The sequence below is a fragment of the Streptomyces agglomeratus genome, from assembly GCF_001746415.1.
GTDB classification, from domain to species: Bacteria; Actinomycetota; Actinomycetes; order Streptomycetales; family Streptomycetaceae; genus Streptomyces; species Streptomyces agglomeratus.
This window is the reverse complement of the sequence record NZ_MEHJ01000001.1, coordinates 697,598-711,582: the sequence shown is the minus strand read 5'-3', so window position 1 is coordinate 711,582 and position 13,985 is coordinate 697,598. Positions and strand designations below refer to the sequence as shown.

13 protein-coding genes are annotated in these 13,985 nt (G+C 68.9%); 9 read left to right on the top strand and 4 right to left on the bottom strand.

What is annotated here, in order from left to right:
* The first annotated feature begins 81 nt into the window (after window positions 1-81).
* Together AS594_RS02805 and AS594_RS02800 are read left to right on the top strand one after the other, a co-directional pair.
* Window positions 82-309, top strand: a complete 228-nt coding sequence (locus AS594_RS02805) for a hypothetical protein (protein ID WP_069925493.1) — start codon at window positions 82-84, stop codon at window positions 307-309.
* A gap of 147 nt (window positions 310-456) precedes the next feature.
* Complete coding sequence (locus AS594_RS02800) at window positions 457-813, top strand: nuclear transport factor 2 family protein (RefSeq protein ID WP_069925492.1); 357 nt, start codon at window positions 457-459, stop codon at window positions 811-813.
* 93 nt (window positions 814-906) lie between these two features.
* Here AS594_RS02800 and AS594_RS02795 read toward each other — a convergent pair whose 3' ends face one another.
* A complete protein-coding gene (locus AS594_RS02795) occupies window positions 907-2,874 on the bottom strand; it encodes a pentapeptide repeat-containing protein (RefSeq protein ID WP_069933503.1) in 1,968 nt (655 codons plus the stop codon).
* A gap of 271 nt (window positions 2,875-3,145) precedes the next feature.
* On the bottom strand, window positions 3,146-3,724 hold the full coding sequence (locus AS594_RS02790; RefSeq protein ID WP_069925490.1) for a helix-turn-helix domain-containing protein: 579 nt from the start codon (window positions 3,722-3,724) through the stop codon (window positions 3,146-3,148).
* 95 nt (window positions 3,725-3,819) lie between these two features.
* Between AS594_RS02790 and AS594_RS02785 the strand changes: the two genes are divergently transcribed.
* Window positions 3,820-5,220, top strand: coding sequence for an MFS transporter (locus AS594_RS02785; protein ID WP_069933504.1), 1,401 nt, complete (start codon window positions 3,820-3,822; stop codon window positions 5,218-5,220).
* A gap of 234 nt (window positions 5,221-5,454) precedes the next feature.
* Window positions 5,455-6,498 (top strand): PP2C family protein-serine/threonine phosphatase, encoded by a 1,044-nt coding sequence (locus AS594_RS02780; RefSeq protein ID WP_069925488.1) that lies wholly within the window; start codon window positions 5,455-5,457, stop codon window positions 6,496-6,498.
* Between the two features lie 186 nt (window positions 6,499-6,684).
* On the opposite strand, the gene melC2 is transcribed toward AS594_RS02780, so the two are convergent.
* Together melC2 and melC1 are read right to left on the bottom strand one after the other, a co-directional pair.
* A complete protein-coding gene (gene melC2, locus AS594_RS02775; protein WP_069925487.1) occupies window positions 6,685-7,512 on the bottom strand; it encodes a tyrosinase MelC2 in 828 nt (275 codons plus the stop codon).
* Between the two features lie 51 nt (window positions 7,513-7,563).
* Window positions 7,564-7,971 carry an apotyrosinase chaperone MelC1 gene (melC1, locus tag AS594_RS02770; RefSeq protein ID WP_069925486.1) on the bottom strand — a complete coding sequence of 136 codons (408 nt, stop codon included), beginning with the start codon at window positions 7,969-7,971 and terminating at the stop codon, window positions 7,564-7,566.
* A 792-nt stretch (window positions 7,972-8,763) separates the two neighbouring features.
* Here melC1 and AS594_RS02765 point away from each other — a divergent pair.
* The 5 genes from AS594_RS02765 (at window position 8,764) to AS594_RS02745 (ending at window position 13,980) form a co-directional block, all read left to right on the top strand.
* Window positions 8,764-9,894, top strand: a complete 1,131-nt coding sequence (locus AS594_RS02765) for a lytic transglycosylase domain-containing protein (protein WP_069925485.1) — start codon at window positions 8,764-8,766, stop codon at window positions 9,892-9,894.
* An 86-nt stretch (window positions 9,895-9,980) separates the two neighbouring features.
* Window positions 9,981-11,189 (top strand): RNA polymerase sigma factor, encoded by a 1,209-nt coding sequence (locus tag AS594_RS02760; RefSeq protein WP_069934935.1) that lies wholly within the window; start codon window positions 9,981-9,983, stop codon window positions 11,187-11,189.
* A 99-nt stretch (window positions 11,190-11,288) separates the two neighbouring features.
* On the top strand, window positions 11,289-12,392 hold the full coding sequence (locus tag AS594_RS02755; protein WP_240508914.1) for an ABC transporter ATP-binding protein: 1,104 nt from the start codon (window positions 11,289-11,291) through the stop codon (window positions 12,390-12,392).
* A complete protein-coding gene (locus AS594_RS02750) occupies window positions 12,389-13,159 on the top strand; it encodes an MlaE family ABC transporter permease (RefSeq protein WP_069925483.1) in 771 nt (256 codons plus the stop codon). Before AS594_RS02755 ends, AS594_RS02750 begins: the two co-directional genes overlap by 4 nt.
* A 56-nt stretch (window positions 13,160-13,215) precedes the next feature.
* Entirely contained in the window at window positions 13,216-13,980 is a 765-nt protein-coding gene (locus AS594_RS02745) for an ABC transporter permease (protein ID WP_069930222.1), read from the top strand.
* Window positions 13,981-13,985: the final 5 nt, after the last annotated feature.

Sequence of the window (13,985 nt, the reverse complement as noted above, 5' to 3'; positions counted from 1 at the left end):
CGGTTCCCCGGCCTGTTCAGCGAACATGACAAAGGTCACCGTCGGTCCTGTGCGCACACCGACGAAAGGCAAGGAGCCGACGTGGCCAACCGCTACTGGTGCGGCGAGTGCAGTTTCAAGACCCCGTGGCTCGAAGAGTCCGAGGGGCTGCGCCGGCAGATCGAGCACTACGCCCGCAAGCATCCCGGGACGCCCCCCGGTGGCCACGTCGAGACCCGCAAGAGGGGGCCGGGTACAAGCCACGCGTGCCTCCAGCTGGCGGCCATCGCGCTCGTCCTGCTGACCATCGTGGCCGCCTGCCGTCGCTGAGCCCACAGCCGAGTACGGGCTCGCCTTCGCACACGGAATGGCGATGACTTGCAAAAGCTCATGCACCAGAGACCGCGTAAGTCAACTGCTTTATCTCTGCCGCTAGTTGTACGAATCCGCAGCGCGGCGGTGATGTAATCTCCTGGCATGGACAAGAATGCCGTTACCGAGCTGGTCGAAAAGTACATCGCCATGTGGAATGAATCGGACGACCGGGTGCGGCAAACTTTGATCGACCAGGTTTTCACCGCGAACGCCACGTACACCGATCCCACTGTCGCGGCCAACGGCGCCGCGGCGATAGGCGAGTACGTTGCCGCCGCGCAGAAGAACTTCACCGGGATGCTCTTCACCTTTGGCGCGGTGCTGACTCACCACGACGCCGTCCACTTTTCGTGGCAGGTCGGCCCCACAGGTGGCGCACCGGTGGCGAGCGGGTTTGACGTCGCGTGGTTCGAGGGTGGCCGGATCAGCCGACTGTACGGTTTCTTCAACGGCCACTGACGTCTTCCCGAGCAGGACCAGGCTCCTCCGCACGCCTCCCGGTTCGGAGCGGCCGTCGGACGGGACCGTACGACCGTGCCAGCACGTGACTTGCTAGCGTTTCACCCGGCCGCGCACGGCAAGGACGGCGAAGCCGAGCAGGGCGGGTTCGACCAACCGGGAAGTCATCTCGGTGTAGGTACCGGCGGTGGTCAGGTCCTGGCCCGAGGCGCGGAAGACCACCGAGTTGATGACTACCCGCAAGGACTTCTCGAACCTCTTGGTCGACAGACGCTCCCGGTATGGCTGGTCGGGGTTGACCGGCTCGGGCCTGTTGATGGTCAGAGTGACGCTTCGGCCGGTCAGCGCAATGGGCTTCCCAGGCTTCGGGTCGTCCTTGGGAAGCCCCCACAGCAGCATCACCAGCACGGTCGCAGCCATGCTCCCCAGCAGCCAGCCCAAGGCGCGGGAGGCGCGCAGACCGTAACCGGACAGCGCCCAATAGGCGGTGAGGAGGGCTCGCTCGCTTCGGGGTATGTCATGGGCGTGGCGGCGCATTTCCATCTCGCCGTAGTAGAAGTCGGCGGCGCCGGGTTCGTGCTTGCCGTCCTCGAAGGCCTTGCGAAGCTGTCGGTACACCGGCGCCAGTGCGGCCGGCTCCAACGGCACTTCTCCGCCCGGTGCGGGGTTCCAGCCACCCGCACGGGCCGGGCGGGTGGCGCGCCAGTGATGCTCCTCGGCCAGTGTTCGGCGCGGCGTCCAGCGCACCGGCACCACCCCGCGCCGACGAAAACCGGTGGGGGTGGTGGCGAACACGTACAGTCCGTCCAGCCGTAACTGGTCGAGGTGGACGGTTCCGGCGAACAGGCAGTCGGTGAGGTCCACGTCGGTCAGCACCAGGTGAGCCGCATCTACGCCGCGCAGTGATGCCGCCCGCACGCGGGGGTCCGTCAACCCGAGTTCGGGGATCTCCCGTCCGTCCTCGGTGAAGCGTTTCGCCTGGGCGGAGATGCTCACTGGGTACTCCAGCACCGCGTCGCTCAGGTCCACGGTGGCGTGCCGCAGTCGCAGTGCGGCCGTGGAAGCCCATCGGGTTCGTCGGCAGCACACGGTGCCGGCTGCCGCCTCAATGGTCACCGCGGTTGCGAACACCGCCTCCGTCAGATCCAGTGCTCCTGTGCATACCAGTGGTCCTACGGTCGCGATGTGCTCGAACACCACCCTGCGGAACGTGGTGTCGCCGGCGATCGTGGCTCCGCCGAACCGGGCGTCGCCACCGAAGGTCACCCCTCCGAAGTCGGCGTGCCCTCCGATCGTCGCAGTGCGGAACGTGGCATCACCTTCGAAGGCCGCGCCGACGAACTGGGCGTCGCCGGCGATGGTAGCTCCGCGGAACGCGGCGTCACCGCCCAAGATCGAACCGCCGAACTGAACATGACCACCGATCGACGCACTCGCGAGCCAGGTGTCACTGCCGATCCGAGCCCTTGGGAACTGGGCGTCCTTGCCGATCTCGGCCCTTGCGAACCAGGCATAGCCGCCGATCGCGGCCCTGGCGAACTGGGCATGGCCGCCGATCCTCGCGCCGTCGAACTGGGCGTATCCGCGGATATCGGCGCTGGAGAACTGGGCATCACCGCGAATGTCGGCCTCCACGAACACGGCGTTGCCTCCGATCACCGCCCTGGTGAAGTCGACGTCGCCGCCGATCTCCACCTTGGTGAAGTCGGCGTTGCCTTCGATCTCCACCCCGCCGAAGTCGGCGTTCCCGTAGAACTTGGCCAGTCCGAAGAGAGCATGGCCGAGGCGAACCCTGGCTGATTCGGGTTCCATTACGGCGCGGAGCAGGCCACTCAGCAGTTCTTCCGAAATCGGCGTGCCTCGATGGTCGAGGTCCGCGCCGGGGTGCAGACCGGCGAGGTAGCCCGAGCGATCGGCGTCGCCCAGGTGGGCCAGGCATGCGGTGTGGGGCTCGACGAGGCGGCCTCGGCACCCCACGTCCACGTTGTCCGCTGTGGCGCCGTACCGGCAGTGCGGCCAAGGAGGTGCGTCCGGGGCGGCGTGGGGCGAGGTGGAGGTCATGCCACTGAGACGTGGAGCCGATACGCCTGGTTGCGGTGTCTCAGCAGCAGACCTTCGGGGCGTTCGACAAGGCGCGGTTGTAGGTCAGTCAGTTAGCCATTAGCCAGCCATCGGTCAGTCAGCCGAGGCGGGTGGCAAAGGTGCTGGCCGGCAGGGGCATCCCCTGGGGGCGAGGGTGACCGGCCTGGGTCGGGCTCCCGAGTGCGCTCGTCCATGACGGGCCGGCCCCTCGCCGCCGACTCGGATCGCCTGCCACCGGGAGGCGGGCCCCTCAGTCGTTCGCCGTCGGGCCGGTGCGGACGACGGCCTGGTCGCCGTGGGGGCCGAACAGGTGCAGGATTTCCACCGCTTCGGCGTGGGCGGGCCCGAACCAGTGGGGTTCAGTGGTGTCGAACTCGGCCACCTCGCCCGGCCGGAGAATGATGTCGCGCTCACCGAGAATGAGGCGGAGTTCGCCGGCCAGTACGTAGAGCCATTCGTAGCCGGAGTGGGTCACCAGTCTCGGTTCCCGGTGCGCGAGCACTTGCTTGAAGACCTGGACCCGGCCCGGGTACTGCGTCAGTGGGACAAGGACGTTTCCAGGCTCCCGGCTGTGCGGCTTCAGATGTATCCGTGGGTCACCCGTGGCCGGAGGGGTCACCAGTTGGTCCAGTGCGACGCGGTGGGCCCGGGCGAGCGGGATGAGAAGGTCGAGCGTCGGACGCCGCCGGCCGGACTCCAGGCGCGACAGCGTGCTCACGGAGATTCCGGTGTCCTTCGCGAGGGTTTCGAGGGTGAGGCCGCGGTCGCGCCGCAGGGCGCGCAGCCGTGGCCCGATGCTGTCGAGGAGTTCCGCGAGATCGTCGTCCATGCGGCCATTTTGCAGTCTCCGCAAAGTTCCTGGCTCTGAGCCCTCCCCTCACCCGAGCCTGGGCGGCGACCGATTCCGTAGAAAGAGGGCTCCCTGTGCTCGCGACATCCCTGGCCGCTCCACCCTCCCCGCTGAGCGCGCGCCGACGCTGGACGGTGCTGACCGTGTGCGCGCTCAGCATGTTCCTGGTGGGTGTGGACACCACCATCGTCAACGTCGGACTGCCTGAGATCGGGCACGGCCTCGGCGTGGACACTCGCGGTCTCGAGTGGGTGGTCAACGCCTACACCGTGGTCCTGGCCAGCCTCCTCATCGTCTCCGGCGCGCTCGCGGACCGCTTCGGACGCCGCCGCGTCTTCCAGTGCGGACTGGTCGTGTTCGGCCTGGCCTCCGTCGCATGCGCCCTCGCCCCGTCACTCGGCGTCCTCGTCGCCGCCCGGGCCGTCCAGGGGATCGGGGCCTCCATGCTGAGCCCCGTGGCCCTGGCGATCGTGGTGAACGCGATGCCCGACCCACGGGAACGGGCCCGTGCGATCGGTGTGTGGGCGTCGGTCTTCGGGCTCAGCATGGCGGCGGGCCCGGTCACCGGCGGCGCGCTCATCGCCGCGTTCGGCTGGCGCTCGGTGTTCTGGATCAACGCGCCTGTTGTCGTCGTCGCCCTCGTCCTGGTCGCCGTGTTCGTACCGGAGTCGCGCGCGAAGCGTGCCCGGAGACTCGACCTGCCGGGTCAGGTGCTTCTCACCGTACTTCTCTGTCTCTTTGTCGGCGTCCTCATCGAAGGACCCCGCATCGGCTGGGCATCACCCACAGCCCTCGTCGTCTACGCCCTGATCACGGCTGCGACGGCCGGGTTCGTCCGGGTCGAGCTGCGCCGCAGCCAACCCCTGATGGACCTCGGCCTCTTCCGCCGGCCGCCGTTCGCGACAGCGGTACTCGGCGCCATGGCGGTGTTCGTCGCGCTGAACGTGAGCCTGCTGCTCAATACCCTGTACCTCCAGCACACCCGTGGCTGGACACCGCTCGCGACGGGCGCCGCGACCCTCCCCATGGCACTCGGAGCCACCTTGTGCGCGCCCTTGGCGGGCAGCCTGGTGGGACGCCTCGGTCCGCGACGTCCGCTGATCCTCGCGGGCGCCTTCACCGCGGCTGGCGGTCTGTGCTTGGTCGACCTGGGCCAGGACACGAGCGTGGCGCTGATCCTCATCGCCTACCTGCTCATCGGCGTGGGGTTCGGCTTCGCCAACGCCCCTCTGACCAATACCGCGGTCAGCGGTTTGCCGCCGTCCCAAGCCGGTGTGGCCGGGGCGATCACCTCCACCGCGCGCCAGGTCGGTGCGGCGGTCGGAATCGCCGTCGCCGGGGGCCTGGTCGCGGGCGCCGAACGCGCCGGCCTCGCCGCCGCGTCGCGCCCGGGCTGGCTGCTCGTGGCGGCCTGCGGACTGTTCCTGCTCGTCGCGGCACGCGCCTCGCAGCCCACGGCCGCGCGCACCCTTTAGCCCGAGGGGCACCTCCTATGCCGAGCGACGCGCTGACTATCCATGCGGTCACAGCACGGGCAGTGCTTCGCCGAGCGTGCTCTCGGTGATCGCGGACGCGTTGCCGTATGACCCATTAGGGTGCTAGGTGTTCGATCTACTCCCGATATGATGCGCTTTGTGATCAAGTCCAGGCGGCTCCGGCGCCGTCGTCCTCCCTACGGCGGCAGGTGGGAAGCTGCCTGGCTGTCACCGGTGATCCTTACCGTCCTCATCGCCGGCCTGGCGTTCTCCACCCCCAGGGAGATCGCCTTCAGCCGCCTCCTGCCCGCTGCACCCGCCCTCGCCGCCGCGATGTGGCCCGTGGTCCCCACGATCCTGCTGGGCGCGTTCTGCCTGCTGGTCATGATTGGCCTCAGCTTCGCCTACACCGACCTGGGGACGCCGTACACGGCGGCTGCGATCATCACCGTCACCTTGGCGGCCGCATACGCGAGCCACGTCCGGCTCCAGCGGGAGGAGGCACTCTTCCACGTCCGGCTCGTCGCCGACGCCGCCCAGAAGGTTCTGCTGCGCCCCCTGCCGGGCCGCATGGCGGGCGTCGAGATCGAGTCGCTGTATCTGGCGGCCCAAGAGCAGGCCCGGATCGGCGGCGACTTCTACGAGGCGGTCGACACACCGTACGGAGTCCGGCTGCTCATCGGCGACGTACGCGGCAAGGGCCTGTCCGCGGTGGGGGCGGCCTCGGCGGTGATCAGCTCCTTCAGGGAGGCGGCGTACGACGAACCGGACCTGAGGGGCATCATTCGGCGACTGGAGATCAGCATCACCCGATACAGCGCGGCCTTCCCCTCCCCGGACCTGCCCGAGCGCTTCGCCACTGCTGTACTCGCCGAAATTCCTCACAGCGGCGGCCAGGTGAGGCTCCTCAACTGCGGCCACCCCCCACCGCTGCTCGTGCACGGTGGGGAGACCCGCGTCCTGGACCCCACCACAGTCTCGCCGCCCCTCAACCTCGCGACACTCCTCGGAAGCCAATACTGCGTGGACACCGTCGCCTTCACCCCGGGCGACCAGTTGCTGCTCTACACGGACGGTGTCACAGAGACCCGGGACCGCACCGGTGAGTTCTTCCCGCTGCCGGACTGGATGCCGAGGCAAGGCCCGACGCCGCCCCGCGAGTTGCTCGACCGGCTGCACCGGGACCTGCTCCAGTACAGCGGTGGAGCGCTCGGCGACGACATCGCGGCCCTCGCCGTGCGGTGCTCGCACGCCCGGGCATGGGAGCACCTCGCCTAGGCCGACGAGCGGATTCCAAGTAGGGCCGCACCGAATCGCGAGGCCGCTCGGCTCGTCCTTCGGATCGCCGACTCGATCACCGGCGGCGAAGCCCACACCACCGCGGCCCCCCGGACCGTGGCACCTTACCGGCCGCCTCCGCGGCCACTCCCGTTCCCCACAAGCCGGTGAGGGGAGAGGCCCGGGTTACGCCGCGGTGTCGTAGGTGTAGTGCCTGGTGTGATCCAGCATGTCGGCGGGTGTCACGTCGTTCCAGGGCCGCATGACGTCATTGAGGCTCACCACGTTGCGTGTTTGGACGGCAGGCAGGTACGTCGATCCCGGGTGCCGTGCCTGCCACTGGGCCCAGAGGCGGTCTATGAACGCATGGTGCATCCAGAAGACCGGGTCGTTGGGGGACACGCCCGTGCCCATCTGTCCGCCCACCCACACATGTACGCGGTTGTGCAGGTTGACGCCGCGCCAGCCCTCCAGGTGGTTGCGGAATCCGTCGGACGCGCTGTTCCAGGGCGCGGTGTCGTACGTGGGCATCGCGAGTACGGCGTCGACCTCCGCACGCGTGGGCAGCTGCTGTCCGCCGGATCCCAGGGCGCGGCGGAGGAAACCACGTCCGTCGACCCGTACGGACACGGGCCATTTGCCGGCGGTGACCGCGAATGCACCGTCGCTCACCTGCCCGTCCCTGCTTCGGCCGGTACCGCCCAGGAAATCGGCCGCCCACAGGGAGGAGGTGGGGGAGCGGTCCACCGTCCAGTCCCAGTAGGGCAGCGCCACCTCCGGGTTCACCGCCTGGAGAGCCTGCTCGAACTGTATGAGGAACCTGCGGTGCCAGGGGAGGAAGGACGGCGAACGGTGGCCCACACGGTCACCGTTGTCGGTGTCGCTCATGATGAACGCGTTGTGTGTGGTGACGAACGTGTCGTAGCGCCCGCTGCGCTTGAGTTCGAGCAGTGCGTCGACGAAGTTGCGCTTCTCGGTGGGGGTGAGGTGCGCCTGGTTCTTGCGTACGGTCATGGAAATGCCTTCGGGTCAGGGCTGGACGGCGTCGCTGGACGGCGGTGAGGCTCAGAGCAGGGGTTCGAGCTGCGATCCCTGAAGTTCGACCACGGCGGCGCGAGCCACGGCCCGCGGGCTGGTGAACGTCTCGTAGTGGTTGACCACGCTGATCCACGTGCCGTCGGCGTTCTGCATCACGTGCAGTTCCTCGCCGTCGATGTGCACGGAGTAACCCACGCCGTGGTGTCCTCCGTGATGTGACGGCGCACCTTGTATGCGACGTCCTTTGAAGGACTCGTCGAACGGCTTCGGCTGTGTGGGTGTGTGCCCGGAGCCCCCCGGGGAGTGAGCCCGGTTGCCGTGTTCGGCGGCCGGAGGACCGGACGGCGCGGCCGTGCGCACGAAGCCCGTCAGAGCGAGGCCGGCCAGAGCTGTGGCGGAGGCGCCTAGGGCGCGGCGTCGGCTTAGTTGAGACATGGGTGTTCCCCCTGGTTGGTGCGAGCTGGTTGCTGCGAGTCGATTGCGAGTCGGTGCGCCCCGGTGTCCCTGTGCCGGCGCGGGGCAGCACATTGACGACCCCTCACCGAGGAGGAGTCGGCTGGTCAGGCCGACCGGGCCCCGGCGGGCCGTCGGTGAATATGACTACAGCCTTGTGCCCGGCCGGACGAAGTCTCGGCACAGTCGGCGGTCGCTATGCGGACAAGGGCTCGCACATAGTGCGAAGTTGAACCAAGTTGATCTTCCTGTGATGCTCGTTGCGCCGGCGTAGATCAAAAGATTTTGCGGACAACTGAGGTGAGGATTGGAGAATTTGTTGTCGCATGCCGGCAATCGTGTCAGTCGTCACGTCGGGAAGCTGTCCGGATTCTGTGGGTGGACCTCGAGTGAAGGAGCGCGGCCTCGGGGGGCGACCGAGCCGATCGAGGGCTTCGGTATGTCCGCCGGTGGGTCGGTAGTGGCATCCGCTCCGACCGTCATCGGCCTGGTGGCCGGTTCCTGGTACGGGGCATCAGGTCGAAGCCGGGGAGTGGGTCATGTGAACCCCGGAACGAGCGTCGTTGGGCGTCGGTGTGCTCAGTGGCCGACGCCAAACTTGGACGTGTTCTTGAGCAGGCCCTCGGTGCTGTGGATGGTCCACGCGCCGCACGGGACGAACCGGTGAACAGTGCGGTGGACTTCCGCGACGGACCGGCCGCTCCTCCCCGTAGAGACAGGTGACAGTGTCCGCGCCCGTTGGGTGCGGCAGCGGGATGAGGAGGAGCCTGACATATGGCTGGACGGATACGCAGAGGTGTGACGGGGACGGCGGCCGCGGCGGCGGCCATGGTGGCACTGACCGGGTCGCAGGGGCCGGGTGCCGCGGCGTGGGCCTCCGCTCCCGAGAGGGCCGGCGCAGCACCACGCCTGGGCATTTCGGGTGATACGCACTATTACCGCGAGCTGCCCCCACTGGTGGTGCGCTACTTGTCCGGTTCATCCGCGCCTTCGTCCCCGGGAGCCGGCCCCGTCGTCACGATCGGCCGGGCAGCGGTGCCCGGCACAGTCCTCGCCGCGTACCGGAAGGCGGAGTCGGCGCTCGCCCGGAGCGCGCCGGAATGCGATCTGCGCTGGCAGTTGCTCGCGGCGATCGGTCAAGTGGAGTCCGGTCAGGCGCGGGGCGGGCGGGTGGACGCGGCCGGTACGACGTACACGCCCATCATCGGACCGCAGCTGAACGGCCGCGGATTCGCGGAGATCCGGGACACCGACGGCGGTGCGTATGACGGCGACAGCTCCTACGACCACGCCGTCGGCCCCATGCAGTTCATCCCGTCCACCTGGGCCAGGTGGGGCGCCGACGGCAACGGCGACGGCAGCGCGGACCCCCACAACGTCCACGACGCGGCGCTGGCGGCGGGCCGTTACCTGTGCGCGGGCGGTCGCAGCCTCTCGCGGTCACGAGACATCGACCGCGCGATCCTCTCCTACAACCACTCCCGGGAATACCTCCGTGTCGTCCTGTCCTGGTACGGCTACTTCAGGGACGGCCACCGCGTGGTGCCGGGCTTGAGCGGTACGGGTTCCGGTCCCGCTTCCGCTTCCGGTTCGGGTTCGGGTTCGCGTCCGGGTTCCGCTTCCGGTACGAAGCCGGGCTCTTCCGGCACCGCGCGGACGGCCACTCCGCAGCCGCGTGCCGGGGCGGTCCCCTCCCGGCCGGCGTCCGCGCCGCCGTCGGCCTCGTCGAAGCCGTCTCCGAGGGCCACTCCGAGGCCCACCCCGAAGCCGTCGCCGTCCGACAGCCCGGTCGGCGGGGTGGCGCCGGCGCCGCCTCCGGCCACCACTTCAGGCACCGGCATCGAGTTGCCGGGTGACGGTGTCCTCCCGGACGGTAACGGCGGGACGCTGGCCGGCAACGGTTAGGACTCGCTCCGGCGTCACCTCTCCACATCTCCGGATACCGGGCGGTAACCTCCCGGCCATCAGGCGTGAGTGCGAGGAGGGGCTTCATGGCGACGGATACGCACCCCGCTCACCTGGCGCGACCCGGTGACGAAGGGGCCCATCTGCGGTGGCAGCGCATGTGGGGCCATCGCGAGCACCTGCTCAAGGTGGCGCGTCGCCGCTCCATGAGCGCCGAGGACGCCGAAGACGCCGTACAAGAGGCCATGCTGCGCGGCGCGCAGTACGCGCACCTCGACGACGCGCGGATGGGCGCATGGCTGACGACGGTGACCATGCGCCTGTGCGTCGACCGGTACCGGCAGGTCCACCGGGAGGCCCAGGTGTCGGGCACCCGGACGCTCACCGCCCCCGGCCCCGTCCCCGTCGAGGAGACGGTGTGCGACCGGGCGGAGGCCAAGTGGCTGGCGAACCGGAGCAAGGAGCTGCCCGCCCGCCAGGCGGAGGCACTCCGGCTCAAGTCGGAGGACCGGGACGTCGGACAGATCGCCCGGGAGATGGACCTCAGTTACGAAGCGGTCGAGTCGCTGCTGGCCAGGGCCCGGCGTACGCTCCGCAAGTCGCTGGCCGCAACGCTGGCGCTCGGCCTGTGGCTGATCGGACGCGGCCGGGACCAGGCCAGTCAGGCGGGCGGGCATGCCCCGGCGCTCGCCGCGGCATCCGCGGCGGCGACGCTGGCCGTGGCAGGACTGGTCGTGCCCTTCACGTACGAGTCGGGTCAGCAACGGCCCGCGTCGCAGCCCGGCACGTCGGAGGTGCGGGAGGAGGTGGACGCGGCCGGCTACGAAATTCCGGGTGCTTCGCCGGACTCCCCGGACTCCCCGGACTCCCCGGACTCCCCGGACTCCCCGGACTCCCCGGACTCCCCGGGATCTCCGGGCCCGTCGGTTCGCTCCGAAGCCGCAGGCTCTCGCCCTCCGGGCGGGGAGACGTCACCGACCGCGCTGCCGACGGGGTCGGCCGAGGTTCCCCTGCCGGGGGTTCGGGCGCCGGAGGTCCGGGCACCGGAGGTGACACTGCCGGAGGTCTCGGCACCGCTCCCGGACGCCCCGGACACTCCCCAACTGCCCGCCGCACCGTCGCTGCCGGAGACCACTGCCGTGCCGGACGTTGTCGCGCCCGTCTCCACCACCGTTCCCGCGCCCGTCTCCGCCCCTCTCCCCGCGGACGTTCCCGCGGATGTGCCTGCCGACGTGCCTGCCGACGTGCCGGCCGGCACGTCGGACGAGGCTCCGCACACCGGCGTACGCCGCTGATTTCCGCCCGGTTAAAAATCTTCGTTTCTCCGCGACGGACCCGCCGCCCTTCCCCGTAGAGCAGATGTCAGAGCTGCTCCCCGCTGAAGGGTGAACCGGATGGGCGTCGAGATCTGCGTGGAAGGGTTGACGAAATCCTTCGGCCACCAGGTCATCTGGCAGGACGTGTCGTTGACACTGCCCGCCGGTGAGGTATCCGTCATGCTCGGCCCCTCGGGTACGGGAAAGTCGGTGTTTCTCAAGACGCTCGTGGGACTGCTCAAGCCGGAGCGGGGATCGATCAAGATCGCCGGACAGGACATCACCAAGCTCCGCGAGCGCGATCTGTACGAGGTTCGCAAGCTCTTCGGGGTCCTGTTCCAGGACGGCGCGCTCTTCGGATCGATGAGTCTGTACGACAACATCGCCTTTCCGCTGCGCGAGCACACCCGCAAGCCGGAGAGCGAGGTCAGACGGATCGTCCTGGAAAAGATGGACATGGTCGGTCTGATCGGTGCCGAGGACAAACTGCCCGGCGAGATATCCGGCGGTATGCGAAAGCGGGCGGGACTGGCGCGGGCGCTGGTGCTCGACCCGGAGATCATCCTGTTCGACGAACCGGACTCCGGGCTCGACCCGGTGCGAGTGGCCTATCTCAACCAGCTGATCGTCGACCTGAACGCGCAGATCGACGCGACCTTCCTCATCGTTACCCACGACATCGCCTCGGCCCGCCTGGTCCCCGACAACATCGGGCTGCTCTTCCGGCGCGAGCTGGTGATGTTCGGTCCGCGCGAGGACTTGCTCACCAGCGACGAGCCGGTCGTACGGCAGTTCCTCAACGGCCGTATGCAGGGACCGATCGGCATGGCGGAGGAGAAGGACGCCGCCCAGGTCGAGCAGGAGCTCGCCGATCTCGGCAACGGCGTCGGACAGAACGCCGGCGAAGAGTCCACGACGGCCATGACCCCGCGCCTGCTGCCCAGCCCCGGAGTCACCCGCCCGCCCCGCTGGCAGGCGATCGCCGAACGCGAGGTGGAGACGCGCCGAAAGGCGGAGCCCCCCGGGAAGGCGGAGCCACACGACCAGGCGGAGCCACCTCAGAAGGCGGAGCCACACGACGAGACGGAGTCACCCCAGAAGACGGAGCCACCCCAGAAATCGGAGCCACACGACGAGGCGGAGTCGCCCCGGAAGAAGGGAGAGGAGGTGGCGGACGCGTGAGTCTGTCCCCCACCGGAGCCCTGAAACACTCCGGCAGCCTCTTCGCCATGGCCCTGGACGTCCTCAGGACCCTCCCCAGGCGCCCCTTCCAGCTGCGGGAGTTCATCCAGCAGGCATGGTTCATCGCCAGTGTCACCATCCTCCCCACCGCCCTCGTCTCCATCCCCTTCGGCGCCGTCATCGCGCTCCAGATCGGCAGCCTGACCCGGCAGCTCGGTGCTCAGTCGTTCTCCGGCGCCGCCTCGGTGCTCGCCGTGCTGCGCGAAGCCTCACCCATCGTCACGGCGCTGCTCATCGCCGGCGCCGGCGGCACCGCGATCTGCGCGGACCTCGGGGCACGGAAGATCCGCGAGGAGATCGACGCGATGCAGGTGCTCGGCATCGACCCGATCCACCGGCTGGTCGTCCCCCGGGTGCTGGCCACGATGCTGGTGGCGGTCCTGCTCAACGGCCTGGTCTCCGTCGTCGGAGTGGCCGGTGGTTACTTCTTCAACGTCGTCATGCAAAACGGCACCCCCGGCGCCTACCTGGCCTCCTTCACCACCCTCGCGCAGCTCTCCGATCTGTGGGCGGCCGAGCTGAAGGCCCTCGTCTTCGGCGCCATCGCCGCGATCGTCGCCTCGTACAAGGGCCTCAACGCCCAGGGCGGGCCGAAGGGCGTCGGTGACGCCGTGAACCAGTCCGTCGTCATCACCTTCATGTTGCTGTTCGTGACGAACTTCGTGATGACCGCCGTGTACTTCCAACTCGTCCCGCAGAGAGGTTAGTTGTGCCACGACTTCTCGACCGCCCGCTCCGCTCCCTGGAGGAGCTGGGTACGCAGATGGTCTTCTACGGGCGATCCCTCGCCTGGACCGGCCGCACCCTGCGCCGCTACAAGAAGGAAGTGCTGCGCCTGCTCGCCGAGGTGAGCTTCGGCCGTGGCGCGCTCGCGGTTGTGGGAGGCACGGTCGGCGTCATCGCCTTCCTCTCCTTCTTCACCGGCACCGAGGTCGGCCTCCAGGGGTACGCCGCCCTCAACCAGCTCGGCACGTCCAACTTCGTGGCGTTCCTCTCCGCGTACTTCAACACCCGCGAGATCGCCCCGCTGGTGGCCGGACTCGCGCTGTCCGCGACGGTCGGCGCCGGCTTCACCGCCCAGCTCGGCGCGATGCGCATCAGTGAGGAGACCGACGCGCTGGAGGTGATGGGCGTACCGTCGCTGCCGTTCCTGGTCACCACGCGGATGATCGCCGGCTTCGTGGCCGTGATCCCGCTGTACGTCGTCGGCCTGCTGTCCTCCTACTTCGCCGCCCGCACCATCACCACCGGCTACTACGGGCAGTCCACCGGAACGTACGACCACTACTTCCAGCAGTACCTGCCACCGGTCGACGTGCTCTGGTCCTTCGGCAAGGTGATCGTCTTCGCCGTCGTGATCATCCTGGTGCACTGCTACTACGGCTATTACGCGAGCGGCGGCCCGGCCGGTGTCGGTGTCGCGGTCGGACGCGGCGTGCGGACGTCGATCGTGGCCATCAACATCCTCGACTTCTTCCTCAGCCTGGCCATCTGGGGAGCCAACACGACCGTACGGATAGCGGGGTAGGCGGG